23 protein-coding genes and 1 pseudogene are annotated in these 24,723 nt (G+C 63.1%); 14 read left to right on the plus strand and 10 right to left on the minus strand.

All coding sequences use genetic code 11. From position 1 onward, the window contains the following. Nucleotides 1-4 precede the first annotated feature (4 nt). Nucleotides 5-2,605: an ATP-dependent chaperone ClpB gene (gene clpB / locus V9F06_10700; GenBank protein MEI2618071.1), complete on the plus strand. Its 2,601-nt coding sequence runs from the start codon at nucleotides 5-7 to the stop codon at nucleotides 2,603-2,605. A gap of 110 nt (nucleotides 2,606-2,715) precedes the next feature. Continuing rightward, complete coding sequence (locus tag V9F06_10705) at nucleotides 2,716-2,853, plus strand: hypothetical protein (GenBank protein MEI2618072.1); 138 nt, start codon at nucleotides 2,716-2,718, stop codon at nucleotides 2,851-2,853. 19 nt (nucleotides 2,854-2,872) lie between these two features. On the opposite strand, the gene V9F06_10710 is transcribed toward V9F06_10705, so the two are convergent. Continuing rightward, nucleotides 2,873-4,066, minus strand: a complete 1,194-nt coding sequence (locus tag V9F06_10710; protein MEI2618073.1) for an ArgE/DapE family deacylase — start codon at nucleotides 4,064-4,066, stop codon at nucleotides 2,873-2,875. Nucleotides 4,067-4,247: 181 nt separating this feature from the next. On the opposite strand from V9F06_10710, the gene V9F06_10715 reads away from it, so the two are divergent. From V9F06_10715 to V9F06_10725, 3 genes are read left to right on the plus strand one after another with little or no spacing between them, the layout of a single operon-like run. Continuing rightward, entirely contained in the window at nucleotides 4,248-5,105 is an 858-nt protein-coding gene (locus V9F06_10715) for an HAD-IIA family hydrolase (GenBank protein ID MEI2618074.1), read from the plus strand. After that, nucleotides 5,102-5,947 (plus strand): class I SAM-dependent methyltransferase, encoded by an 846-nt coding sequence (locus V9F06_10720; protein MEI2618075.1) that lies wholly within the window; start codon nucleotides 5,102-5,104, stop codon nucleotides 5,945-5,947. The genes V9F06_10715 and V9F06_10720 overlap by 4 nt, the downstream gene beginning before the upstream one ends. Then, the gene (locus V9F06_10725; protein ID MEI2618076.1) at nucleotides 5,944-6,837 is read left to right on the plus strand and encodes a ribokinase; all 894 of its coding nucleotides are present in this window, start codon (nucleotides 5,944-5,946) and stop codon (nucleotides 6,835-6,837) included. Before V9F06_10720 ends, V9F06_10725 begins: the two co-directional genes overlap by 4 nt. On the opposite strand, the gene ugpC is transcribed toward V9F06_10725, so the two are convergent. Next, nucleotides 6,834-7,976: a sn-glycerol-3-phosphate ABC transporter ATP-binding protein UgpC gene (gene ugpC / locus V9F06_10730; GenBank protein ID MEI2618077.1), complete on the minus strand. Its 1,143-nt coding sequence runs from the start codon at nucleotides 7,974-7,976 to the stop codon at nucleotides 6,834-6,836. The two genes, V9F06_10725 and ugpC, sit on opposite strands and share 4 nt — an antisense overlap. Before the next feature lie 223 nt (nucleotides 7,977-8,199). Here ugpC and V9F06_10735 point away from each other — a divergent pair, with 223 nt between their 5' ends. Together V9F06_10735 and V9F06_10740 are read left to right on the plus strand one after the other, a co-directional pair. Further along, on the plus strand, nucleotides 8,200-8,961 hold the full coding sequence (locus V9F06_10735) for an endonuclease/exonuclease/phosphatase family protein (GenBank protein MEI2618078.1): 762 nt from the start codon (nucleotides 8,200-8,202) through the stop codon (nucleotides 8,959-8,961). A gap of 111 nt (nucleotides 8,962-9,072) precedes the next feature. After that, nucleotides 9,073-9,423: a 2Fe-2S iron-sulfur cluster-binding protein gene (locus V9F06_10740; protein ID MEI2618079.1), complete on the plus strand. Its 351-nt coding sequence runs from the start codon at nucleotides 9,073-9,075 to the stop codon at nucleotides 9,421-9,423. A gap of 90 nt (nucleotides 9,424-9,513) precedes the next feature. Here the strand turns inward: V9F06_10740 and V9F06_10745 are convergent, their stop codons facing one another. From V9F06_10745 to V9F06_10770, 6 genes are all read right to left on the minus strand, one after another. Further along, nucleotides 9,514-11,040: a YifB family Mg chelatase-like AAA ATPase gene (locus V9F06_10745; GenBank protein ID MEI2618080.1), complete on the minus strand. Its 1,527-nt coding sequence runs from the start codon at nucleotides 11,038-11,040 to the stop codon at nucleotides 9,514-9,516. A gap of 152 nt (nucleotides 11,041-11,192) precedes the next feature. Next, nucleotides 11,193-11,813 (minus strand): hypothetical protein, encoded by a 621-nt coding sequence (locus V9F06_10750; protein MEI2618081.1) that lies wholly within the window; start codon nucleotides 11,811-11,813, stop codon nucleotides 11,193-11,195. Next, entirely contained in the window at nucleotides 11,810-12,502 is a 693-nt protein-coding gene (locus V9F06_10755) for a hypothetical protein (GenBank protein ID MEI2618082.1), read from the minus strand. Before V9F06_10755 ends, V9F06_10750 begins: the two co-directional genes overlap by 4 nt. Next, nucleotides 12,499-13,191 carry a hypothetical protein gene (locus V9F06_10760; protein ID MEI2618083.1) on the minus strand — a complete coding sequence of 231 codons (693 nt, stop codon included), beginning with the start codon at nucleotides 13,189-13,191 and terminating at the stop codon, nucleotides 12,499-12,501. Before V9F06_10760 ends, V9F06_10755 begins: the two co-directional genes overlap by 4 nt. Beyond that, entirely contained in the window at nucleotides 13,182-14,360 is a 1,179-nt protein-coding gene (locus V9F06_10765) for a glycosyltransferase (protein MEI2618084.1), read from the minus strand. The genes V9F06_10760 and V9F06_10765 overlap by 10 nt, the downstream gene beginning before the upstream one ends. Before the next feature lie 4 nt (nucleotides 14,361-14,364). Further along, nucleotides 14,365-15,879 (minus strand): undecaprenyl-phosphate glucose phosphotransferase, encoded by a 1,515-nt coding sequence (locus V9F06_10770; GenBank protein ID MEI2618085.1) that lies wholly within the window; start codon nucleotides 15,877-15,879, stop codon nucleotides 14,365-14,367. A gap of 233 nt (nucleotides 15,880-16,112) precedes the next feature. Here V9F06_10770 and V9F06_10775 point away from each other — a divergent pair. From V9F06_10775 to V9F06_10785, 3 genes and pseudogenes are all read left to right on the plus strand, one after another. Then, nucleotides 16,113-16,448 (plus strand): annotated as a pseudogene (locus tag V9F06_10775) (HIT domain-containing protein). A gap of 97 nt (nucleotides 16,449-16,545) precedes the next feature. Continuing rightward, nucleotides 16,546-16,962: a hypothetical protein gene (locus tag V9F06_10780; protein ID MEI2618086.1), complete on the plus strand. Its 417-nt coding sequence runs from the start codon at nucleotides 16,546-16,548 to the stop codon at nucleotides 16,960-16,962. Further along, the gene (locus V9F06_10785) at nucleotides 16,962-17,975 is read left to right on the plus strand and encodes an SGNH/GDSL hydrolase family protein (GenBank protein ID MEI2618087.1); all 1,014 of its coding nucleotides are present in this window, start codon (nucleotides 16,962-16,964) and stop codon (nucleotides 17,973-17,975) included. Before V9F06_10780 ends, V9F06_10785 begins: the two co-directional genes overlap by 1 nt. Nucleotides 17,976-17,982: 7 nt before the next feature. On the opposite strand, the gene V9F06_10790 is transcribed toward V9F06_10785, so the two are convergent. Beyond that, the gene (locus V9F06_10790) at nucleotides 17,983-19,329 is read right to left on the minus strand and encodes a DUF2851 family protein (protein ID MEI2618088.1); all 1,347 of its coding nucleotides are present in this window, start codon (nucleotides 19,327-19,329) and stop codon (nucleotides 17,983-17,985) included. Between the two features lie 104 nt (nucleotides 19,330-19,433). Here V9F06_10790 and gmd point away from each other — a divergent pair, with 104 nt between their 5' ends. From gmd to V9F06_10810, 4 genes are all read left to right on the plus strand, one after another. Beyond that, nucleotides 19,434-20,438 (plus strand): GDP-mannose 4,6-dehydratase, encoded by a 1,005-nt coding sequence (gene gmd / locus V9F06_10795; protein MEI2618089.1) that lies wholly within the window; start codon nucleotides 19,434-19,436, stop codon nucleotides 20,436-20,438. Nucleotides 20,439-20,655: 217 nt separating this feature from the next. Beyond that, the gene (locus V9F06_10800) at nucleotides 20,656-20,847 is read left to right on the plus strand and encodes a hypothetical protein (GenBank protein ID MEI2618090.1); all 192 of its coding nucleotides are present in this window, start codon (nucleotides 20,656-20,658) and stop codon (nucleotides 20,845-20,847) included. A gap of 86 nt (nucleotides 20,848-20,933) precedes the next feature. Further along, the gene (locus V9F06_10805) at nucleotides 20,934-22,202 is read left to right on the plus strand and encodes an MFS transporter (GenBank protein ID MEI2618091.1); all 1,269 of its coding nucleotides are present in this window, start codon (nucleotides 20,934-20,936) and stop codon (nucleotides 22,200-22,202) included. A 196-nt stretch (nucleotides 22,203-22,398) separates the two neighbouring features. Beyond that, nucleotides 22,399-23,622: an argininosuccinate synthase gene (locus V9F06_10810; GenBank protein ID MEI2618092.1), complete on the plus strand. Its 1,224-nt coding sequence runs from the start codon at nucleotides 22,399-22,401 to the stop codon at nucleotides 23,620-23,622. Between the two features lie 116 nt (nucleotides 23,623-23,738). Here the strand turns inward: V9F06_10810 and V9F06_10815 are convergent, their stop codons facing one another. After that, a complete protein-coding gene (locus V9F06_10815) occupies nucleotides 23,739-24,704 on the minus strand; it encodes an A/G-specific adenine glycosylase (GenBank protein MEI2618093.1) in 966 nt (321 codons plus the stop codon). Nucleotides 24,705-24,723: the final 19 nt, after the last annotated feature.

Consider the following 24,723-nt stretch of genomic DNA (forward strand, 5'->3'; position numbering starts at 1 on the left):
TCCGGTGAATCCACAACGTCTGACTGAAAAGGCCCAGGCGGCCATCGTTCGCGCCCAACAGGAGACCGAGCGTCGCCAGCACGCGACGCTCGACGTCGATCAACTCCTCTATGCGCTGATCACCCAGGAGGATGGCGTCGTTCCACGGGTCATCGAACGGGCTGGCGTTTCGCCGGCCGAGATCGCCAGCGGGTTGGAGTCGATCCTCGACAGAGCGCCGAAGCTTCAGTATTCCGCACAGCCGACGCTGAGCGGCAATTTGCGCACACTACTCCAGAAGGCGGAGGATGAAGCGCGGGCATTCGGAGATGAGTACGTCAGCACCGAACACCTGCTCCTCGCGGCATTCGACACGGCATCCCGAACCGAAGCCGTCCGCCTGCTGACACAGCGTGGCATCACGCGCGAAACAGTGATGAACTCGTTGACCCAGATCCGCGGATCGCAACGCGTCACCGACCAGAACCCCGAGAACCGGTACGAGGCGCTGCAGAAATACGGGCGCGACCTGACCGACGCTGCCCGCGCTGGCAAGCTGGATCCGGTCATCGGCCGTGACGACGAGATTCGCCGCGTCATCCAGGTGCTGAGTCGCCGGACGAAGAACAACCCCGTCCTAATCGGCGAGCCAGGCGTCGGCAAGACCGCCATCGTCGAAGGTCTCGCCCAGCGGATCGTCCGAGGCGACGTCCCCGAGGGGCTCCGTGACCGGCGGGTTGTCGCGCTCGATCTGGGCAGTATGGTCGCTGGCGCCAAGTATCGCGGCGAGTTCGAAGAACGACTGAAAGCGGTTCTCAAGGAGATCGCGGATTCCGAAGGTGAGATCATCGTCTTCATCGACGAGCTCCACACTGTCATCGGCGCCGGCGCGGCCGAAGGCGCGATGGACGCCAGCAACATGCTCAAGCCGATGCTGGCTCGTGGGGAGCTCCACGCGATCGGCGCGACGACTCTCGATGAATACCGCAAGCACATCGAAAAGGATGCCGCGTTGGAACGTCGGTTCCAGCCCGTCTACGTCGGAGAGCCGTCGGTCGAGGATACGATCAGTATCCTGCGGGGGCTTCGCGATCGCTACGAGGTCCATCACAACGTCCGGATCACCGATGGCGCACTCGTCGCCGCATCCGTCCTGGCCGACAGGTACATCACCGGCCGGTTCATGCCCGACAAGGCAATCGACCTGGTGGACGAAGCGGCGTCCCGGCTGCGCATGGAGATCACCAGCATGCCGGTCGAGATCGATGAGATCAACCGTCGCGTCATGCAGCTGGAGATCGAGCGCGAGGCGCTGCGCAAGGAACGTGACGAGGCGTCCCGAAAGCGGTTGGACGAGCTGGAATCCGATCTCGCCAACCTCAAGGAACAACGCGACGCGCTGACTGTTCAGTGGGATCACGAGCGCCAGAATATCCAGCAGTTGGCCACGCTGAAGTCCGAAATCGAACAAACCCGCCAGGAAATCGAGCGCGTCCAGCGTCAGGCCGACTACGGGCGCGCATCCGAGCTTCAATACGGACGGCTCGTCGAGCTTGAGAAGCAGCTCGCGACTGCCGAGCACGCGATCGAGCAGCAGGACCGCTCGAAGCGGCTGGTCAAGGAGGAGGTGAGCGCCGACGACATCGCCGAGGTTGTCGCCCGTTGGACGGGGATCCCGGTCAGCCGCCTTGTCGAGGGTGAGATCGAGAAGCTCGTCCAGATGGAGGAGCGGCTGCATCTGCGCGTTGTCGGCCAGGACGAAGCCATCAACGTTGTCTCGAACGCTATCCGTCGCGCTCGGGCCGGCCTGTCCGATCCGAACAAGCCATTGGGGTCGTTCATCTTCCTCGGCCCGACTGGCGTGGGAAAGACCGAGCTTGCTCGCGCGCTTGCCGAGTTCCTGTTCGACGATGACCAGGCAATCGTGCGAATCGACATGTCGGAGTACATGGAACGTCACGCCGTCTCGCGCCTGATCGGCGCGCCTCCGGGCTACGTCGGCTACGAGGAAGGGGGGCAACTCTCCGAGGCTGTGCGTCGCCGGCCCTACTCGATCGTCTTGTTCGACGAGATCGAGAAAGCGCACCCGGAGGTGTTCAATATCCTCCTCCAGGTTCTCGATGATGGCCGGCTGACCGACGGTCAGGGACGAACGGTGGACTTTCGCAACACCGTGATCATCATGACGTCCAATCTCGGCTCGACCTACATCCTCTCGTCCAGCGACGACGAAGCTCGCGAGCGAGTGATGGAGGCGTTGCACGCGAACTTCCGGCCAGAGTTCCTCAACCGGATCGATGAGATCGTGATCTTCCGAGCGCTGACTCGCGATCAGATCCAGCAGATTGTTGAGATTCAGCTCCAGCAGGTTCGGCAGCGGTTGAAGAACCGCGATATCGAGCTGCAGATCACCGCGGAAGCACGTGAGTGGATCGCCAATCGGGGCTACGATCCTGCCTTCGGGGCAAGGCCGCTCAAGCGCGTTATCCAGAAGGAGATGCTCGACCCGCTCGCGATGAAGCTTCTATCTGGTGAGATTCGCGACGGCGAGACCGTCGCTATCACCCGAGGGAGCAGCGGTTTGAATATCAGCAGTGCCCTTTCAGGAGCTGCCATTGTCGCCTGACGTGGCCACATGAACGGTATACTTGCGGCGACCGGTGTTCGGCCGGTCGCCGTTGCCGTTCTCCCGATCGCGGCGGCACGATCGATCAGAAGTGCGGTGCGACGATGGACATGATCCTCGAATTGATCAAGGCGGCTATTCAGATCGGCGGGCTGATTCTCCTCCTGCTCATCTTCCCCATCCTCTTTCTAATCGTCTTCGGCTTCGCGACCAGTCTCGATCGGACCCTGGAGCGCGGGGACGAATAGCAGGTAGTCCAGGCTCCTCTCAGCCGGCCGCCAGCACCTGGAGCGCCGTCAGCGCGTAGGCGCGCGCAGCCTGGATCACTTCTTCGACGCCAACCCACTCATCCGGGATATGGGCCAGCTTCGGATCGCCAGGGCCGTAGATGATCGTCGGGATCCCCGCCGCCGCGAAATGACGGCCGTCGGTCCCCATCGAAAATCCGGTCAGCGCTGTCGAAAGCCCCAGCCGCTCATTCGCCGCGAGCATCGCTCGCACGGCCAGCGATTCTGGATCGCTCATCGAGGCCGCCCCCAGCCCGAGCCCCTCGACCTCAACCGAAACTCCGTCGATTCCCGCAATCGCTCGCTCGGCGATCTCTCGAATCTCGCCGACATTCTCCACCGGATTCTCACCGGGGATGATCCGTCGATCGATGTAGATACTGCAGAAATCCGGCACGACATTCTCCTTGACGCCGCCGGAGATCATGTTGATCGACGCCGAAGAGTGATGGAAATATGGATTCAGCCGTCCTTCTAGCGCCGGCCACAATTCCCTTCGCAAGGCGACGATAACCTCGGCCATCGCCTCGATCGCGTTGGCTCCCTCCCACGGTAGCGCGCCATGCGCGGCCCGGCCGCGGGTAATCACTCGCGTGCTGGCAAACCCGCGCTCACCGATGGCAACCATGCTGAGGGTCTGTTCGCCGACGATGACATAGTCCGGCCGGGTCGCGATGTTCTCGACAACATACAGCGCGCCATGCTTGCCGCCAGTCTCCTCGTCGGCGACGACATTGACGATCAGCGTCCCGCCAAACTCCACACCCGACCGAGCCAGCGCAATCGCGCCCATCACCTGGGCTGTCACACTCGCCTTGTCGTCTCCCGCGCCGCGTCCGTAGACGCGCCCGCCGGCCACCTCCGCTGCGAAGGGCGGATACGACCATGCGCCTACGTCTCCTGTCGGGACGACGTCGACATGAGCGTTGAACAGCAGCGTCGGACCATTGCCACGTCGAAGCGTTGCAATCAGGTTCGGCATGATCTCCAGATCGCCGATGATCTCCGTCTCGAATCCTTCGGCCGCCAGTTTCGCCTGGCAGATGCGAACCGACTCGCGCACGTCCCCCGGCGGGTTCACCGACGCATCATCCCGCACCAGCGCCTGGAGAAGATGAATCGTCTCGCTCTCGTCGATCTCGGCAAGCACTCGCTGAACCTGCTGGTCGTCCACATTCGCCTCCACTTGTTCCACTGCTGCAGTCGGCGGCAGTATACCGGCGGGGAATCACATCCGTGATACAGTCCGGAGGGTCCCCGACGACAGAGTTGTCACCAACGATCGTACTGGCTATCGTTGGGCGCAGGCGCGATCGAGGCCGCTTCGGCCACATCTGAACCGGGGGACAACGAGGGTGAACGACAAGTCTACCGTTCTCGGCCATTCGACGCTGACACAGCACTGGGCAGAAGCGATCGATGGCTGCATCCTCGACATGGACGGCGTCATCTATCGCGGTGACACGCTGATTCCCGAGGTCCCTGCATTCCTGGCCGCGCTCGACGCCGCTGGGGTCATGTGGTCGATGGCGACGAACAACGCGACGAAGACACAACTGGATTACGTCCAGAAGCTCGCCGGCATGGGCATTGATGCTCCCGAGAGCCGCATCGTCACATCAGCGATCGCGACAGCCTCCTACCTCCGGCACACCTACCCGCAAGGCACAACAATCTACGTCGTCGGAATGAAGGCGCTTCAGGACGCGGTGTTCGGCGATGGGTACTTCATCCCGGCCACTCACAACCCACGGGTTGTCGTCTCTGGCGCCGATTTCGACTTGCGCTACGACGACCTCAAGCTCGCCTGCCTCGCCATCCGCGCCGGCGCGGATTATGTCACCACCAATAGCGATCGCACATTTCCAACCGAGGAAGGGTTGATACCGGGCTCTGGCGCTATCGTTGCTGCGCTGGTGGCGGCAACCGATGTCCAGCCGGTCGTTATCGGCAAGCCGAGCCCGGAGATGATCCGCTCGTGCATGGAGATCATGGGCACGACGGACAGGCGAACACTCATGGTTGGGGATCGTCTCGACACCGATATCCTGGCCGGCATGAATGCTGGGACACAGACACTGCTTGTTCTGACCGGCGTGTCAGGCATTCCGGACATCGAAAAGTCTGGTATTGTGCCGGATGTCGTCGTCCCGACGCTAGACGCCGTGACCGACGCCTTCGACGCGCGCCACACGAAAGCCGCCGGCCGATGACAGATACCGACCAATCGGGCTACGATATCGACGATCCCAGCAAGATCCAGGGCCGCGACGAAATCCTTCCCGGCGACCATAACCTCGCCGAGTTGCGGCTCGATCGCGCGCTGGAGGCCATCGGTGACCGCGCCGGCCGCCTGCTCCTCCTCGGCGCTGGCGCCGGACGTTACGCGCGGGCCCTCGCCACTGCGCGACCAGATCTCGATGTCATTGCAGGCGATCTCAGCCAGGTCGCCATCGCGGAAGCAATTCAGATCGGCGGACCGCCCGATTACCTGGTGATGGATGCCCAGCACATACCGTTTGCGGACGAATCCTTCAGCGCCGTCGTTTTTTTCGACCTGCTCGAGCACGTCCCCAACCCGGCAGCGATGATCGCCGAATGCCGGCGCGTCCTCGCTCGCGATGGAGTCCTGCACTTCTTCGTGCCACTGGAAGACCAGCCGGGCACCCTCTACCGGGCGTTACGCGACGGTCGCCGCATACCGATCCACCGCTGGAAGGAGGATCACGTCGGCCACATTCAGCGCTTCCAGCAAGCCGATGTCCTCCAGCTTGTCTGGGATTCCGGGCTGACCGTCACCGACGTCCGGCACTCATTCCATCTTGTCGGGCAGATTCACGACATCGTCGACTACTGGCAGCGCGAGCGGTCTGCAGGTGGGAAGGGTCATCTGCCGATCCCTCTCGTCAAGCTGGCCACCCGCGGCGTCTTCCTCGTAACCTGGCGACTTGCCTACCTCGAGGACCGCATCTACGACGGCGGCAAGCTCGCCTCAGGGCTGCACGTCACTGCCCTGCGAGAACACGACACCCGGGGATCAGAGCATCGTCGATGACCCTTCGCGCCATCGTTGTCGGTTCGTTGGTGATGGACCTGAGCTTCCTGGTTCCGAAGCGGCCCGAACCCGGCGAGGTGGTCGTCGCGACGGGCTTCGACACGTTTCGTGGCGGCAAGGGGTACAACCAGACAGTTGCGCTGGCGCGACTCGGGGCAAAAGTCACTCTCGTCGGGGCAGTCGGTGACGACGCCTATGGGCGACAGTTCATCGTCGCGCTGGAATCCGAGGGGGTGGACACGTCCCGAATGGTTACCATCCCCGACATTCCGACATCAATTGCAATCCCAATGGTTGCTCCGGATGGCGACGTTGCCTTTATCCACGCCCCGGCTGCCAACGCGTGCCTGTCGGAAGATGCGGTTGACGACCTCCCCGATTGCAGCCTGCTGCTCATTCAGGGCGAGGTTCCGGTTGCCACGTCAATCGCGGCCGCCCGCGAGGCGCGGCGAAGCGGCGCGCTCGTCATGCTGAATCCAGCGCCCGCTCGAGGTGTCACTCCCGAACTGATCGATGTGTGCGGGATCATCACACCCAACGAAATCGAAGCCCGGAGCCTTATCGGAAATCGCATCGACAGCCCGGTTGCCGCCGCTCAGCTGCTGGCCCGTGGCCGGCGAGGCGCGGTCATTACTCTCGGCGCACAAGGCGCGGCCTGGGCAATCGACGGACAGGCCGGCCACGAGCTTCCGCCAGCGATCGAGGCGGTAGATGCGACCGGCGCGAGCGATAGCTTCTGCGCGGCTCTCGCAATCGCCCTTGTCGAGGGGCAGGCGCCAGACGAAGCAGTCCGCTTCGCCTGCGCCGCGGGGGCAGCAGCAGTGATGGTCCGAGGGGCTGAACCAGGTCTGCCCAACCGAAGCGCAATCGAGCGGCTGCTCAACCGCTAGGCCACGCCCGTGGTCACGGCAACCGATGCCGGATCGAGTATCAACGACTCCTCGGTCGTCGGGTCGAACACATGCACGTGCTGCGTATCGACAACAATCTCAATCATATCCCCACGATGCGCCCGCGTCCGCGGGTCGGCGCGCGCCACCAGCGTCTCTCCATCTGGGCCTGCGACGTGAATCAGAGTCTCCGCGCCCAGCGGCTCGACGAGCTCCACCGGCATCCGCACAACGTTGCCCTCGTGAGCCGTCTCAGCGAACTCGCGCACCTGCATATGCTCGGGTCGAATTCCCAGCAGCAGCTTCTTCCCCACGTACGGTGTCAGCCGTCCCACCCGCCCGAGTGGAAGGACCAGACGAAACCCACCCGCCGACGCAACAATACGTCCGTCATCCGACGAGACATCGACCATGAACACGTTCATCGAGGGACTCCCGATGAACGTCGCAACGAACCGGTTGGCCGGGTGGTCGTAGAGACGTTGCGGCGTGTCTAGTTGCTGAAGGCGCCCGACGTTCATCACGGCAATCCGATCACCCATCGTCATCGCTTCCGTCTGATCGTGGGTGACGTAGATCGTGGTCGTTCCCAGTCGCTTTTGAAGCTTGATGATCTCGGCCCGAGTCTGCACGCGCAGCTTCGCATCCAGATTCGATAACGGCTCGTCCATCAGGAAACATTGCGGCTCGCGAACGATGGCCCGCCCCAGCGCAACTCTCTGGCGCTGTCCTCCCGAGAGCGCCCGCGGCTTGCGATCAAGCAGCTGGTCGATACCGAGGATCCGGGCCGCGTCGTTGACCCGCGCCGTCACAACCTCCTTCGGCATCTTTCGCAGCTTCAGTCCGAACGCCATGTTGTCGCGCACCGACATGTGCGGATACAGCGCGTAGTGCTGGAACACCATCGCGATATCGCGATCCTTCGGATCCAGATAAGTGACGTCTCTATCTCCGATATAGACTCGTCCGCTAGAGATCTCCTCTAATCCGGCAAGACAACGAAGCGCCGTTGATTTTCCGCAACCAGACGGGCCAACAAGCACAAGAAATTCCCCATCGTCGATCTCGATGCTCAGGTTGTCCACTGCGGCGAACGAGTTGAACATCTTCGTTACGCGATCAAACACGACCTTCGCCACTCTGACCCCCTGGTGAGACTCAACATGTGCCGGCGAGACCCTCCAGTCGCGCTCGCGACCGGATCCCGCGGACATCACCGGTTCTCCGGCCTGAGAAGAGGCTAGACATCGATGGACCGCGCGTCAACTCCGATCCCCCGGCACACCGAATCCACCGCCATGGCTGGCTACCTATCCGGGTATTATGAACCACGCCTCACCCCTTGACGTGGCAGGAGAGACAATGAAGCAATTCCGGGAACTTCGCGTTGGCACACTGAACCTGCGAAACACATCCGATCGCTGGCCGGAACGCCGCCCCCTGCTGTTCGAGCAGCTCTCGGCGTTGGCCCCCGATCTCCTCGGCGTCCAGGAGCTTCGCCGGCCGTCCAGGCAGGCACGTCAGCTTGTCCGAACGACCCCAGCCTTCCACGAGCGTAGCCGCTACCATATCCAGCCTGCCTGGAAGACGGGCCCCCGCCACTTCTGGGAGGGGATCGGCGTGTTGACCCGGCTTCCAATCGTCGAATGGGATCGCATCGATCTCCGCAGTGGTGATCGCGTAGCCCAACGAGTCACAGTTGCCATGGACGCAGGCACAATTCTTGACTTCTACAATACACACCTCAGCCACGCCGACGAAAGCACCGCCGAACGTCTCGACCAGATCAACGTGATTCTTCAGGCAATTGCTCGCCGGCCGAGCCATCCTTGCGTCATCGTCGGCGACCTGAATGCCACCCCGGACGAGCCGGCAATCGCCCGCCTCCAGGACACCTTCCGGTCGGCATTCGCCGCGGTTCATGGTCGCGAGCCCGACGCGACGGTCCCCTCACCTCTCAGCGTCACATGGGGCAGCGAGCCCAAGGTCATCGACTATATCTTCGTGAGCGAGCAGATTGACGTTCTCGACGCCTGGGTAACATTCGACCAGGCCGCCGACGAAGATCCTCGCCTGACTCCGTCCGATCACTACGGGCTGGCGGCGACAATTCGGGTCCGTTGACCTCGCAGGACACGTATCCTGGACGATCCGTGGATAATCCTCTGTGGGCACAGGGGCTCGATACCTGTGCCCGACGTACGCGTGGAGTTCATATTGAAGGGGAGAGCGACAGTGCCGACAATCACGGCCGAGGGAATCGCGACGTTCGAGGCTACGCCGGGAAGGCGGCTCGTCCTCGAGCTGATGGACAATGGCGTGGACGTCCTCCACCGCTGCGGAGGGTTGGCGAAGTGCACGACCTGCCGCGTCGAGGTGCTCGATGGTGACTCTGGTGAGATGACCGAACGCGAGAAGACGCGATTAGCTCGCGAGAAGGAGCTCGCTCCAGGCACGCGACTCTCCTGCCAGATCCTGTGCCACGACGATCTGAATGTTCGTGTCCTGCGCCGCTTCAGCGAATCTGACCTCTCCGACCCAGGCCCGACACCTCACGAGGATCGCGATTCGTCCGAGCACGCCTGACCAGGTAAGCCCCCCGGGCAGCCCGCGCCGGCCGGCCGTCTCTGTCACCGCTCCAGGTGGCAGGTCGGCCGCTGGCGAACGAGGCCACGCTCAGCCGACGGCGATCTTTGGCCGATACTGCAACGCCTCGGCCAGGTGGTGTGAACGGACGTCGGTCTCATTGGCCAGGTCAGCAATCGTCCGGGCAAGCTTGAGGATGCGGTGGTACGAACGCGCCGAGAGCTGCAGTTGGCGCATTGCCGCCCGCATTAACGCCTCGCTCGTGTCATCGAGATGACAGTGACGCTGGATCTCAAGTGGTCCCATATCCGCGTTCGTCCGGAGGCTCGTCCCCCTGAGCCGGCTCCGCTGCCGCTCTCGGGCCTGCTCGACCCGCTGGCGAATCGTGGCGGACGGCTCGCCGGCCCGCCGGTCGGCCAGCTTCTCGTAATCCACCCGTGGCACGTCGAGGTGGATGTCGATTCGATCCAACAGCGGGCCGGAGATCCGCTTCTGATACCGCGCGATCGCGCCTGCCGAACAGGCGCAGTCCCGCTCCGGATCGCCGTTATAGCCACACGGGCAGGGATTCATCGCGCCAACCAGGATGAAGTTGGCAGGGTACGTGACCGCGCCGCTCGCCCGCGAGATCGTGACAACGCGATCCTCCAGCGGCTGGCGCAGCACTTCCAGCACGTTCTGCCCGAATTCCGGTAGCTCATCGAGAAACAGCACGCCTCGGTGCGCAAGGCTGATCTCGCCCGGCCTCGGGAAGCGCCCGCCGCCGACCAGCCCCGCGTACGACACGGTATGGTGCGGAGCGCGAAACGGCCGCTCGCGCATGAGAGGCTTCCCCGCGGAAAGCATTCCGGCAACGGAGAGGATCTTCGTCACCTCGATCGCATCTTCGCGCTCCAGGGCTGGCAAGATCGACGGCAGAGCACGCGCCAACAGCGTCTTTCCAGTTCCCGGCGGACCCGACAGCAGGACGTTATGCGCCCCGGCTGCTGCGACCTCCAGACCCCGCTTGACATGCTCCTGCCCGCGAACGACTGCGAAATCAGTCGCCATAATCGGGGTGTCATCCTGCGAAATCGGGACGCCCCGGTATACCGGGATTGATGCTACCCCGGTAAGGTGCTTGATCAACCCAGCCAGCGAGTCGATGGGATACACATCGATCCCATCGACCAGCGCGGCCTCGTCGGCGTCGTCCGCCGGCACGAACGCCCTGCGTATACCTTCCCGCGCCGCCAGTGCGACCATCGGCAAGATGCCGGTCGTATGACGCACCGCGCCGTCCAGCGATAGCTCCCCGACAACGATCGCATCGTCGAGATCCGCGACCAACCCGCCGCCTGCCAGCAACAGGCCAACCGCAATCGGCAGATCGTAGGCCGGCCCCTCCTTTCGGATATCGGCCGGCGCAAGGTTGACGACGATCCTGCCGCTCGGCACTCGACCGCCGCTGCTGCGGATCGCCGCTCGCACCCGCTCACGCGATTCCTGGATCGCCGCGTCGGGCAGACCCACGACGACGATACCTGGCGTGCCATGGGGCGACGAGGCGGCAACCTCGACTTCGACCAACACCCCTTCGAGACCGATCGTCGCGCAGCTAAGCACTTTGGCAAGCACGGGCAAACCCTCTCGGCACGGGCACACGTTTGGCGGGAGATCAGAGACAGGCGTTGGCGCAGTCTAGCACGCCCCCGCTACGATGCATCTGCGAGCGGGAGAGAACAGGCGTCGTGTTCGGAATACCATGTCGACATGCCGTTAGCGCCCGGTTATCGAAATCGTCCGCGCTTTTCTTCTGAAAGCACGGCGCCGAGAATGTTCGCGCCAACGCGCCGGAGAGCGTCTCGGGCATCGATCGCCTTCTGTCGCCGTGTCTTGCCGGATGACACGACCAGAATTACCGCGTCGACTAATGGCGCGAGTGCCAGGGCGTCGGCGAATTGCGGCATGGGCGCGCAGGTGAGAATGACGTGCTCAAAGCGTTCGAGCAGCTTGCTCAGCGCATCATCAACCCCGTCCGCTGACAGTGTGTCCGCACTCGTCGCGCGTCCAGCCGATATAACCGCGAGACTGTGCGCTTCACTGTCGACAGCGATCCCGTCAAGCGACGCGCCGTCGATCAGATCCGAGAACCCTGCCGCCTTCGTGCCACCACGGCTGTCGGTCTCCACGAGAACGCAGCGATCGCCGGCCATGCTGAACGACTCGGCAAGCCGACGCGCGACGTCACTGGACGTCGCCCGGTCAATGTCAACGACCAACACCGAGCGCACGGGCCGCTCGCCCGTCGTGAATCGCACGGTGGAACGCAGCAAGCGGTAGGTTTCGTCGCCCGGGCCGTCAGGCATGGTGCGTGTCTCGGCCTTCACTGTGAGACTCTCCTCGATCATCTGCCACCATCCTGGGCCACTGACGCCAGAACTGGCAGCCCCAGGTATCGCTCCAGATCGGCGCGGCCCTTTAGCGTGTCGTCGCGATAGATAAGCAGGAATACGACGCACGCGCCGGCCAGACCGCCCGCTACTGCGCCGGCCACGGCATTCACCTTCACCCGTGGTCCGCTCGGCGTCGTGGGCGCCGAAGGAGTATCCAGCTTCAGAATCGTAACAACGGCTGGCGCTTGCTGAGAGCTTGGCCTCGGACGTGACAGAATCTCCGCGTTCTGTGCGTCTGTCTGCCGGACAAACTCATCCGCCAGCGCGTTGACGATCGTCGCTGCTCTCTGCGGGTCGGTGTCTGTCACGATAACTTGAACCGTGTTGGCATCCGGGTTGTGGGACACCGCAACCTTCGGCGCGGCCACCTCGACCGGGATGTCGGTTCCCATGTCCGTGAGCGCCTGATTGATGAACGTCCAGGTGGAGATCAGGTCCCTGTACGACGCCAGCCGATTCTTGGCGTACAAGTCGATCCAGTAGTCCGGCGGCTGGGCTACCGCCATCAGGCGCGCGCTCGCCGTGTAGGTCTTCGGCTGTTGACTCGTCATGACGTAGGCGACGAGCCCGCCGGCCAGTGCTGCGAGAACAATGATCCACGCACGGCGGGCGACCGCCAGAGCGATCTCCTCCGGCCGCATCATCGCTGCCCCCCCACCGGGACGGTCGCCAGATGCGGCACGCCCAACGTGGCCGTCAGTGTCTCCGGGTCGCGCAGCGTGTCATCGAGGTAGTCGACAAGGAAGGCAACCAGAACGCCAGCGCCAATGCCCGCGAGCACCTCCAGCGCCAGTAGCAGCATCACCCGGCTCGTATCGGGCGATGCGCTGTAGGGCCGTTCGACGATATCGATCAGCGCCGTCGAGTGAAGCTTGTCCAGCCCGAGGTACGCCGTTGCGTCGAGCTCCAGCTCGTCCGACACGGCCCGGGCCATATCGACGGCCCGCGCCCGATCCCCGGACGTCACTCTCACAGTCAGAATGCGATGCGTCCGGTCGCTGGCAATCGCCCGGCTCACCTGATCCGAGCTGACCGGCACGCCGGCTGTCGTCAGCCGGGTGGCGACAGCGCCAGCGAAGACATTGCCTCGGACAACCTCGACCAGATCATCGATGTTGTACTCACTTGCGCCGAACGTGTAGAAGCCGCCGTATTCGAAGGCGTTCGTCGGTGGCTGATTGTCCTGGTAGATAACGCGCGCCCGCACCATTGTCGTGTAGGTAGGGCTCCATGTCGCCAGCTGGATCAGCGCCACAAGCAGGGCCGCCAACGGAACACCAACGACAATCGGCCAACGCCGCCTCAGCGCGCGCAGGTAGTAGCTTAATTCCACAATTGCGACCTTCCGGCTCGCAGACCTTCCTGCGTTTCATCGACCAGAGCGACGAGTTCCCGAGAAAATCGCTCCTTCGAGAATTGTTGCGCATGCGCGACGTTGCGATCCACAGAGAATGTCAGCCGCTCGAAACGACGGATCGCTTCGATCAGGCTGTCCGCTGTTTGCTCAGTGACATGAACGCCCGTCCCCCCGTCAACCACAGTATCGAGCGCGCCACCTGCCCCCAGCGCAATCACCGGCCGGCCGGCCGCCTGCGCCTCGACCTGAGCAATGCCGAAGTCGTCCTCCGACATGAAGACGACTGCGCGCGCGCGCGCATACAGGCCGGCGAGATCAGCGTCATCAACACGACCCAGCAGCTGCACCGTCTCGCCTGCCTGCCGGCTGAGTGCTTCACGGTCGCGTCCATCTCCGACGATCCACAGTGGCAGGCCCAGCGCGTTGAAAGCCTCGATCGCGAGATCAAACCGCTTGTATGGCACCAGCCGTGACACCATCAGGAAATAGTCGCCAACCTCATCACGCGGCGCAGGAACGAATCGCTCGACATCGACTGGCGGAAAGATGACCGTGGAATCACGATCCCAGAACGAACGAATGCGATCGCGCACTGCCGTCGAGTTGGCTGCGAAGCGATCGACTCGATCGACGGTCCGGCGGTCCCAGCTGCGCATCGCTGCCATCAGCGGCCTGAGCGCCCCGCGCATGGCTGGCTTTATTCGCTCACGTTCGACGTACCCATCGAGGTTCCAGGCGAAGCGCATCGGTGAGTGGATGTAGGCCACATGCGCGGCGCCGATCGGTGGACGAACTGCCTTCGCGAACGCGCTTGACGACGACAGGACGAGATCGCAATCTGGCAATCGAAGTTGCTCAAACGCCAGCGGATAGACGGGCAGATAGCGCTGGTGCGATGAAGTCACACCCGGCAGCCGGTTCATCCAGGTCGTCCGTATGTCCCACGCGCGGTATGTCGGAGGCAGGCTATCGGGGTCATACATCGACGTGAAGACCGGCGCTTCAGGCGCCAGATCGTGCATGACCTCCAGCAGCCGTTCAGCGCCCCCATGCTGATTCAGGTAGTCGTGGACGAGGACGGTCCGTCCCGGCAGGCGGGCGGCCGTGGCAGCCGGCGTCTGAGTGGTCGCGATCTGCTGCATCATGCCGCTAGTATGCGCCACGCGCCGTCAGAATTGCCGGGATCGTCCGGAGCATGATCGTGATGTCCAGCCACGGCGACCAGTTCTCGGCGTAGTAGAGGTCAAGCCGAACCATCTCGTCGAACGTGAGGTTGCTCCGGCCTGAAACCTGCCACAACCCGGTCAGTCCGGGAGTTACCAGCAACCGTCCGAGATGCCACTCATCATATTCCGCCACCTCGGACGGGACCGGCGGACGCGGACCGACGGCGCTCATCTCGCCCTTGACGACGTTGAAGAACTGCGGGAGCTCATCGAAGCTGGTCCGTCGTAGCAGCTTCCCCACCCGTGTCCGGCGGGGATCTTCCTTCAGCTTCGCCAGCCGGCCATCCATGTTGTGCGCCCGCTGGAGGTCCGCCTGTTGTTTCTCGGCGTCGCGGACCATCGTCCGGAACTTGTAGCAGACAAAATGCCGGCCATTGCGTCCAACCCGGACCTGTCTGAAGAGAATCGGCCCGTCAGAATCCAGCTTGATCGCCAACGCGATCAGCGCCATCGGAATCGCCGCAATGACGATGATCGTGGACGCGACGACCAGATCGATGAGCCGCTTCACGGCGAAGTTGAGGCCGGCAATCTCGGCCGGCTTCAGTGCGATCAGTGGCAGGCCAGCAACATCGTGGATGTTGACCTTGTCCATCGCCAACTCGAACAGGTCCGGCACCAGCTTGAACTCGACTTCAGCTGCCCGACACTGATTCACGATCGCCATGATCTTGCCCTGCGACGTCGTCGGTAGCGCGATGATCACCTCGTCGATGTCATGTTCCCGCACCAGGGCGCCAACATCCGCCTCGGTACCAAGATGGCGCGGGCGGACGACTTTTCGCTCGGTCGCGATCGCCCAACCATCCGCCGGTGGATCATCGTCGACAAAACCGACCACGCTGTAGCCCAGTTGCGGCTGGCTCAATAGCCATTGCATCAACCGTTCGCCGGCCTTGCCGGAGCCAATAACCAGCACCCGATCGACGCCGATTCCCCGCACCCACAAGCGCACCCGAACGAACCGCACGAGCAGTCGCTTACCGATCAGAAACGAGATGATCAGCAGCCATGCGTAGATGAACAGCAAACGCGATGGATAGAACCGTTGAAGGAAAGAGTAGAGGACGACAAGCGCCATTGCTGTCGTCACACCATTGGCAATCGACATCGCTTCATCGAGAAACGACGTCCACCTTGGTTGGCGGTAGATTCCACGAACCTGAAATATGACGATGATGAGCGCTGTCAGCAATAGTGCTTTGGATGAAAAGAATGCGAACGGCTGGAACGCCCAAGCTGGCACTTCGCCGCCGATGTGCAGCGAATACCGCATCCAGTACGCAAGATAGAAGCCCGCGAAGACGAGCAGCGCGTCGGAGACGAGTCGAACTGCAACGACAAGCCAGTAAGGCGACTCCGCGACCGGCCAGTGTTCGCGGCGGTCATTCACCGCCAAGGCGATCAGTGTTTCTCTGTCAAGCCGTCCGCTCGCCACGACAACCTTCGTGTCATCAAGTCATGCGATCCAAGCACCGTGGCATCCAACTGGGCAGTATAGCACACTCGATTGTCGACCTGACTCTCCTCATCCGCGAACGTACGCTCCGGCGGTGATCATCCCGGCCAGGCGCGGATCCGTCGGCCGGCCAGTCTGTTACGATCCGGAAAGTGCTGCCGCGCTCGACGCGTAGGGAATGCTCGATGGAACGACTCTGGAGCCCGTGGCGGATGACATATGTTGACGGCGCCAGGCAGCCGGGTTGCGTGTTCTGCAACGCCTTGGCAGCCGGCGACGATCGAGAGATGCTGATCCTCCACCGCGGCGACCACGGGTTCATCATGCTGAACCTTTATCCCTACAATTCCGGCCACTCGATGGTCGTCCCGTACCAGCATGTCTCCACCATTGAAAACCTCGACGCCGCATCCCGCGCCGAGCTCCTCGAGTTGGCCAGCCTTGCTGTCGAGGCGTCTCGCCGGATACTTCGTTGCGATGGCTTCAACGTCGGTCTGAATCTCGGCTCCGTCGCAGGAGCTGGTGTCGCCGATCATTTGCACATGCACGTCGTTCCCCGCTGGACAGGCGACGCCAACTTCATGCCGATCCTCGGGGACACGATGGTCATGCCGGAGCTTCTCCCAGCCACGTATGCCCGCATGCGTGGGGAGATCGAAGGCCCTTGTTGGCGAGCGAGCGGGCCATCCGATCAACTCGGCCGGAACGATCATCGTGGTGCCTGGCGAGGGTGTGGTGCTCGCGTCGGACGACACAGCCGGCCTCTCGTTTCCGGTCACTCCGATCTGTCCCCCCGAGACCGTGTCCGACGCCGTGCTTCGCGCGGCAGGTGGCGCACTCGGCGGGTCGACAACCATCGCCGGCTGGGCAGGAATGATTGACGACACACCAGCCGGGCGAGCGGTCTACCTTCTCGCGACAAGCCTGCCGGGCAGCGCGTCCGTTCCGGGCGCTATTGTTCTGCCGCCTGAATCAGTCGCCAATGCACTGACCGATCCGGCTCTCATCGAGCTGTTCCAGAAGCAGCTGCCGATCGTCACGCGTCTCGCAGGGAGCATGTGATGACGCGCCAACCGCTCATCTACGTCGCGATTCTCACGTTGCTATGCTGCGGATGGATCGTCAGCAGTCGGCCGGCCGTCTCGTCCGGATCGACCGTGTACATCGCACTGGGCGATTCGATCGCGGCGGGTATCGGCTCGAGCCTGCCTCGCGAGCGAGGATACTCCGCCCTCATCCGCGACCTCATCTCGCGGGAATCTGGCCGAATCGTGACGCTTGAGAACCTTGCTACGCCCGGAGAGACGGTCACATCATTTCGTGATGACGGCCAACTCTCCCGCTTTCACGACCTCGTCGACCGGTTAAATCGCGGCAACACACCCATCTCAGCCATCACCGTATCGCTCGGCGGGAACGACATGCTTCACGTTTCCGGCAGAGGGTCCACGGATAGACAGGCGGCGCTCGACGGCTTCACCTCGGCCTATCCTGCTGTGCTATCCGACATCCGCAGCGCAGTCGGAAATGACATCCCAATCATCGTCACCAATTCCTACGATCTCTCGTCCGGTGACTCATCGATTGTTGAATCCGATGCCTGGTGGATCGCCAGATTCAATGATGTTATTGCCGCCGGAGCTGCCGCATCCAGCGCGCGCGTCGCCGACGTTTCGAGCGAGTTCGCCGGCCATATCAGCGACTACACGCTCGCGCCGTGGGACGTCCATCCCACCAACGCCGGCCATCAAGCGATCGCGGCAGCCGTCTGGCGCGCGCTCGCGATCGACACAATCGCTCCGGTTGTCACCGTCACGCCAACACTCATCTCGGCGCGCCGCATGCCGACCCTGCGCTTCACTGCCAACGACAACACCGGCATCGATGACATCGAGATCCTATCGTCGGGCGGCACAATCCACGGCCCGTTCCAGACGAGCACAGACACCTGGGTGGCACTCGTTGACCTGGGTGACGTGACCGGAATCGTGACCGTCACGATCAAGGCCAGCGACCTGGCCGGCAACACCGTATCGCGCGACGTCACGATTACCCCACCCGCCGGGACACCCTGATCCGCCATCATTCAGCGGGAAGCGGCGCTTTCGGCAGCCCGAGTCTGCGACTGTCCGGCTCGTGCGTCGCCGCCAATAGCGCAATGGGGCAATCAAAGCAACGCAGGAGGCGGCAGCCCTCCCGTCCGATTCGATGCAGCCCCTGTACCTCGATCGCCAGCCGGATCGGCAATGGCGCGTTACCGCAAATCTGCGCATGAGTCTCCCGCGCAACGCGATCGTCGATTGTGCCCGGGAGTCGCTCCCATAATTCACCGATGCGCTCTGCTAGGTCGTCATCACCCCCCGAGTTCGCGAAGGCGGCGAAAAACGGCGCGAGAACATTCACCGCGATCTGATCCGCCCTCGATCGCCCCAGCCTCGGGGACGCCGCCAGCAACCAACGACGCCATGCATCTGGACGATCGACCGGAATCGCCAGCATCGTCCCGAGCAGACCATCGGTCGCGGCCACACGGAGGATATCCGCGAACGCCGCCAACCGGCGCACCGGATGATTGGCCGGCCGGACTCGATTCAGCACCCACACTCCGCCCTCGACCCGGTCGAGCCGCCAGTCTCGCGTGAGATCGGCCCCAGCCTGCTCCGCTGCAGCGGCGTCCGCCGGCGTCAGGTCAGCCAGCATCGCGTGGGCCGGCGCCAGCGGCAGGAACCCGGCGATCGACAGCAGCATTCCTCGCGCTTCCGCCAGCCCGGCGGCTGCTGCCTGCTCCAGCGCTACGAGCGGCGCGCGGTCGGCGACTGCCTCCATCCCGACTCGGTTGCGGGTGAAGCCCAGGGAATCGAGCAACCCACGCTTGAGCGCCTCCCCCGGTGGGATCGCTTCCATCGCCTGCGCGAACCCGAGCTGCTTGTCGACCAATCGCTTCCAGCCCTCGCGCCGCAATACATCGTGGATCAGATCCTCGCGCCCGCCGGCCAGGGTCGGGAGACACGGCATCCCGCCGACCGGGCCTAGCGCGACACCCGTAACGTCGTCCCACAACCTTCCCACCGGGCTCTGGAGGTAGTCGCGAAGCCTGATCGTCGCGATGCGCCGCCCCGCTGGACCGGCAACTTCTGTCGGGAGATCGTCGTCCAGCACGCCGTGGAGCATGACATCGTCGTACGCCGGGTCCTGCTGATGCCGATGCCGGCGCCAGTCAGACGCTCGGAGGTGGAGCTCGATCGCGCCGCGCAGTAGCGCGCCATCCAGCTCGATCATCGCGTCTCGAAAATCGGGGCCGTCAGAATACGTCCAGACACCACGATAGATCACCTGTAGACGGCGGCCGTCGACCGTGCGCATCTCACCGGCCAGCAGCCCTTCCTGCCATACTCGGGCCAGCGTTAGCTCGGTCAACCCGTTGGTCATCACGCGGCGTCCCGATCATCGTTCGTTTGGTTTCGCTCGCGGCGCAGTCTATCATCCGATGCGGGCACGTTTGCCAGCCATCGCGTGATGAAGGACGAAACAGGTTGAAGCAGGGAATGAAGACGGCGCTCATCACCGGGATTACGGGCCAGGACGGCTCCTACCTTGCCGAGCTCCTGCTGTCAGAGGGGTATCGCGTCGTTGGCATGATGCGCCGCACCAGCACCGAGACAGTCGGCCGCATCGCCCACCTGATGGACCAGATCGAGCTCGTTCACGGCGATCTGCTCGACCAGCTCTCACTCATCAGTCTCGTCCAGGAGTATCAGCCGGACGAGGTCTACAACCTCGCCGCCCAGTCGTTCGTCCCCACCTCCTGGCAGCAGCCGGTCCTCACCGGTGAATTCACCGCGCTCGGCGTTACACGCATGCTTGAGGCGGTCCGCCTTGCCAAGCCCGATGCGCGCTTCTATCAGGCATCCTCATCAGAGATGTTCGGCAAGGTCCAGGAAGTGCCACAGACGGAGACCACCTCGTTCTATCCTCGTTCGCCGTACGGCGTCTCGAAAGTCTATGGACACTGGATTACAGTCAACTACCGCGAGTCGTACGATCTCTTCACGTCCTCCGGGATACTCTTCAACCACGAAAGCCCGCGTCGTGGCATCGAGTTCGTGTCGCGCAAGATCACCCATGGCGTCGCCCTCATTCGCGAGGGGCTGGCCACGAGTCTTGCACTGGGCAACCTCGACGCCCAGCGCGACTGGGGATTCGCTGGCGACTACGTCCGCGCGATGTGGCTCATGCTCCAGCAGGACAGTCCATCCGACTTTGTCGTCGCCACTGGCCGAACGCACACCGTCCGTAGACTCTGCGAGATCGCATTCGACGCCGCCGACCTCAACTGGGAGGATCATGTCGTTATCGACGACCGCTTCCTGCGACCGGCGGAAGTGGACCTACTGGTCGGCAATCCCGAAAAGGCGCGGCGCGAGCTAGGCTGGGAACCCGCGACGAGCTTCGAGCAGATGGTCGCCGACATGGTCGCAGCCGATATCGACACCATCCGTAGCCAGCCACGCGGCATGTGGCCCGTGCGCGCGTTCTGACCGGACAGATCCCGTATTCCATGACGCTCGTGGCCCGGCAGGGACGCCTCCATACTCGCTCGAACATCCGTCTGCACTGAGGCCTCGGCGCACCACGCCGCAAGACCAGCGATCGTTTGCTGGTGGATTCTCGCTGTGCTTGACACAGTCGAACAATCGTTCTACTATGTACGTACATTTGTTCGGCTCGTTTGTTCTAGCGCCAGGAGTCCACTCGATGTCGCAGCAGGTCACTCGCCAGATCGCCCTGATGACCGTTTTCGCAACCTGCATCCTCGTCGTCGCGCTGTTGGTCGGCTTTGGCCTTGGCGCCAAAGCGGATGCCGCGCTCGGCCAGGCCGCGCCGCTCGCGCTCATCTGCGGAATCGCTCTCACGTTTCTCCTCGTCGATGCATCCCGAGCACGATAGATCCGGAAGCGCCGAGCACGTAGTATGATTCTCCGCCGCCGGGCGCGGATGACACGGATCGTCTTCCAGCCTCATAAGGGACACACGTGGCCGATTCCAGCACTGCGACCTCGCTCCCAACGGGGCAGGACAATCGGATCGACGAGCCCCGTCGATCCGGTGTCATTGCGCTACTCCGTGTCTATCGCGACTACCGTCTGCTCTGGTATGGAACGCTCGGGACACAGGGCGGGCAGTGGGTTCTCCAGATCGCTCTCGGTTGGCTCATGCTCGACCTCACGAACTCCGAGTTCTGGGTCGGCATGGTGGGTTTCGCCGGGGGAATCCCGATCCTGCTCTTCTCGATTCCAGCCGGAATTCTGATCGATCGGGTCGATCGGCGACGGATCCTGATTGTCTGTCAGGCAGTGCTCGCAGCGTTGGGCATCGCTCTCACCGTTGTCATCGTCATGGGTCGAGCTGAGCCGGGGTTGTTGCTTACCGCGGCGTTCATCAACGGCATCATGATGACCGTCAATAACACCACCCGCCAGGTCATCGTTGCCGACACCGTTGAACGTATCGACCTTCCGGCCGCGATCGCGCTCAACTCCGCCGGCCAGAATGCAACCCGTGTCATCGGTCCATCGGTGGCTGGCGCGATCATCGGCCTCGTCGGCCTAGGCGGCGCATTCGCGTTTCAGGCGGGTCTGCTTGGCCTGGCGCTCGGTCTCTCCTTCATGATCTCCGCGCAGGTTGCTGGGGGCCGTGTTGCTCCCTCCAATCGAGGTGGCGTGCTCGATGGCGTGCGCTACATCTGGCGCAACCCCGTTCTTCGCGACCTGATGATCCTGGCAACCATTCCGACCCTGACGGTCTTTCCCTACATGCAGCTGCTACCGGTCTATGCGCGAGACATCCTCGCGATCGGGCCGCAGGGACTTGGTCTTCTGATGGCCGCCAGTGGTGTCGGCGCAGTCGCCGGAGCGCTCCTGGTTGCCAACGCCACCCATCTGCCGTGGCGCGGACTATTCATGTTGCTTGCCACCATCGCCTATGGCGCAGTCATCATCGTCTTTGCCTTCTCAACCTCGGTCTGGCTTTCGATGGCGATGCTGATGCTGGCCGGCCTGAGTGGCTCGGCCTATATGTCGCTCAACAACGCCCTCCTTCAGCTGAACGTCGACGACGACATCCGCGGCCGGGTTATGGGCGTCTACATGCTGACCTGGGGACTGATGCCAGTCGGCGCGCTGCCAATGGGCGCGGCCGCGGGACTCGTCGGTGCGCCAATCGCGATCGCCTCTGGCGCGCTGATTTCGTCAGCGCTGGCCGCGCTTCTCGCAATCCGTTCTGCCACGCTGCGGCGGCTCTGAATTGACGCCCGGAGATACCTCATGGTAGCGTCACCGCGGCGTGTTTCAGCGCGGATCGGAGCCTTTCTGGTGACGCAGCAGGATCTCCAGGACGTAATCCGGCTCAGGAGGAAGAGGCGATTCGCCTCGCCGTCCCGTGAGGAAGGCATGCCCGTTATCTTGCGCGATCCGCAATGGCTAAAGGAGATCCAGCTCGATGTCAAAGAAACCCCAGGTCACCAAGACGGTCCTCGCCTACTCCGGTGGGCTTGACACATCGATCATCATCCCCTGGCTCAAGGAGAACTACGGCGGCGAGGTCATCGCATTTGCCGCCGACGTCGGCCAGGAGGCCGAGCTCGATGGTCTCGAGGAAAAGGCGCTCCAGAGCGGCGCGTCCAAACTCTATGTCCGGGACCTCAAAGAGGAGTTCATCACCGACTACGCCTTTCCGACGCTGCGCGCCGGCGCGCTCTACGAGCGCAAGTATCTACTCGGCACCAGCTTCGCGCGGCCAGTAATCGCCGCCCATCAGGTCGCCGTCGCAAAGCTGGAGGGAGCCGATGCGCTCGCCCACGGCTGCACCGGCAAGGGTAATGATCAGGTTCGTTTCGAGTTGACATACCAGGCTCTGGCCCCCGAGATGGCCGTCATCGCCCCCTGGCGTGAGTGGGACATTCATTCCCGCGAGGACGCCATCGAATATGCTCGCATGCACGAGATCCCGATTCGCCAGTCCAAGGAGAACATCTACTCGCGGGACCGCAACCTCTGGCACTTCTCCCACGAGGGCGGCCAGCTCGAAGATCCCTGGCTCGAGCCGCCGGCCGACATCTTTGGCATCACCGTTGCGCCTGAGGATGCTCCCGACAAGGCCGAAGAGATCACGGTCAGCTTCGACCAGGGCACGCCCGTCTCGGTCGATGGCCAACTGCTCGGACCAGTCGAGATCGTAAATACATTGAACGAGCTCGGTGGGAAGCACGGCGTCGGTCGAATCGATCTGGTCGAGAACCGGCTCGTCGGCATGAAGAGCCGTGGTATCTACGAGCAGCCCGGCGCAACCATTCTCTCAGTCGCCCACAAGGAGATCGAGGCGATCACGCTCGATCGTCAGACGTTGCACTACAAGGACCTCGCAGCCCAGCGGTACGCCGAGCTCGTCTACGACGGCCTCTGGTTTACCCCACTCCGCGAGGCGATCGACGCCTTGGTGAACGTCACCCAGAAGCGTGTCAGCGGCGACGTTCGTGTCAGGCTCTACAAGGGCAACGCGACCATCACCGGCCGTCGCTCGCCCTATTCGCTGTACTCCGAGGACTTCGCCACCTTCGGCGCAAGCGCCGACTACGACCACGCCGACGCCGAGGGCTTCATTACCCTCTTCGGCCTGCCACTCAAGATCACTGCACTGAGCCCCTCGCCAGATAGCGGCAAGTAGGCTCGCCTCCTCGCATCACGACAAGCGCCGGGCGGATTGCCCGGCGCTTGTCGTGCTCACTTGGTGTCTGAGGAATGTCGATGACGGCAGGCAGTCTGCGTATGGTGACCGGCCCGTCACCCGGGCAGACGAAACCGGTCGCTGGCGTCAGTGGCCAGGCCGTCGTATGCCGGCCCGTCTTCGCTGACCTGACGTTCGCGATCCGCCATTCCTTCAATGGTCAGCACCTCCAGCAATCCAGCCACTCGCTCAAGGTCGGGCGTGTCTTTGCCGATCGGCATCCTCGCGACAACTTCTGCTGCGGAATAGCCGCCAATGGGCGCTCCGCGCAGGATGTCGATAATCCGGCCGCGCACGTAACGATTGGTCGTCTCGAAACGAGGCTCGCGCTTTGCCGAACGCCGCAGCTCGGTGGTCAACACATCGGCGATCGTCGGCCGCGCTCGGCATACGCCGGCCAATGGGCAAGCATCGCAGTTGGCACTCCGCGACCTACAGATTGTCGCGCCAAGCTCCATCAACGCCTGGTTCCACTCATACCCCTGACCCGGAGGCACGAGATCCTGGGCGAGCCGTGCTAACTCGCCTGGTGTTATCGAGGGTTCCGGCAATTCCGGTCCAGCAATAACACGGTGGAGAACCCGCCGGATGTTCGTGTCGGCGAAGCCCACGTCCTGGCGAAAGGCGAAGCAGGCGATTGCGCCGGCCGTATATGGCCCAATACCCGGTAGACGTCGCAACACATCCACGTCGCGCGGCATCTGCCCGCCGTAGTCGTCCACCACGGCGCGCGCAGCGCGCTGGAGATTCACAGCCCGGCGGTTGTAACCCAGGCCCGACCAGGCGCGAATCACCTCGCCGGCCGGCGCGGCAGCCAGCGCCTGCAGATCCGGGAAATACGCCAGAAACTCGTGATATTTCGGCACGACGCGATCTGCCTGCGTTTGCTGAAGCATGACTTCGGAGACCATGATCCGGTACGGGTCATGCGTCGCGCGCCACGGCAGCCGTCGATGGTTTGTGCGATACCAGCTCAGTAAACGCTGGCGGGTGTCGGGATCGTGAAGTGCGGTCGAGCTCATGCGCCAAGTGTACGCGGAT

It is taken from the genome of Thermomicrobiales bacterium (genome assembly GCA_037045155.1).
In the GTDB taxonomy this organism is placed as follows: Bacteria; Chloroflexota; Chloroflexia; order Thermomicrobiales; family CFX8; genus JAMLIA01.

Coding starts and splice junctions, on each gene's coding strand:
- V9F06_10705 (MEI2618072.1), top strand. CDS start 2,716: ATGATCCTCGAATTGATCAAGGCGGCTATTCAGATCGGCGGGCTGATT.
- V9F06_10720 (MEI2618075.1), top strand. CDS start 5,102: ATGACAGATACCGACCAATCGGGCTACGATATCGACGATCCCAGCAAG.
- V9F06_10725 (MEI2618076.1), top strand. CDS start 5,944: ATGACCCTTCGCGCCATCGTTGTCGGTTCGTTGGTGATGGACCTGAGC.
- V9F06_10735 (MEI2618078.1), top strand. CDS start 8,200: ATGAAGCAATTCCGGGAACTTCGCGTTGGCACACTGAACCTGCGAAAC.
- V9F06_10750 (MEI2618081.1), bottom strand. CDS start 11,813: ATGATCGAGGAGAGTCTCACAGTGAAGGCCGAGACACGCACCATGCCT.
- V9F06_10755 (MEI2618082.1), bottom strand. CDS start 12,502: ATGATGCGGCCGGAGGAGATCGCTCTGGCGGTCGCCCGCCGTGCGTGG.
- V9F06_10765 (MEI2618084.1), bottom strand. CDS start 14,360: ATGATGCAGCAGATCGCGACCACTCAGACGCCGGCTGCCACGGCCGCC.
- V9F06_10785 (MEI2618087.1), top strand. CDS start 16,962: ATGACGCGCCAACCGCTCATCTACGTCGCGATTCTCACGTTGCTATGC.
- V9F06_10790 (MEI2618088.1), bottom strand. CDS start 19,329: ATGACCAACGGGTTGACCGAGCTAACGCTGGCCCGAGTATGGCAGGAA.
- V9F06_10800 (MEI2618090.1), top strand. CDS start 20,656: ATGTCGCAGCAGGTCACTCGCCAGATCGCCCTGATGACCGTTTTCGCA.
- V9F06_10810 (MEI2618092.1), top strand. CDS start 22,399: ATGTCAAAGAAACCCCAGGTCACCAAGACGGTCCTCGCCTACTCCGGT.
- V9F06_10815 (MEI2618093.1), bottom strand. CDS start 24,704: ATGAGCTCGACCGCACTTCACGATCCCGACACCCGCCAGCGTTTACTG.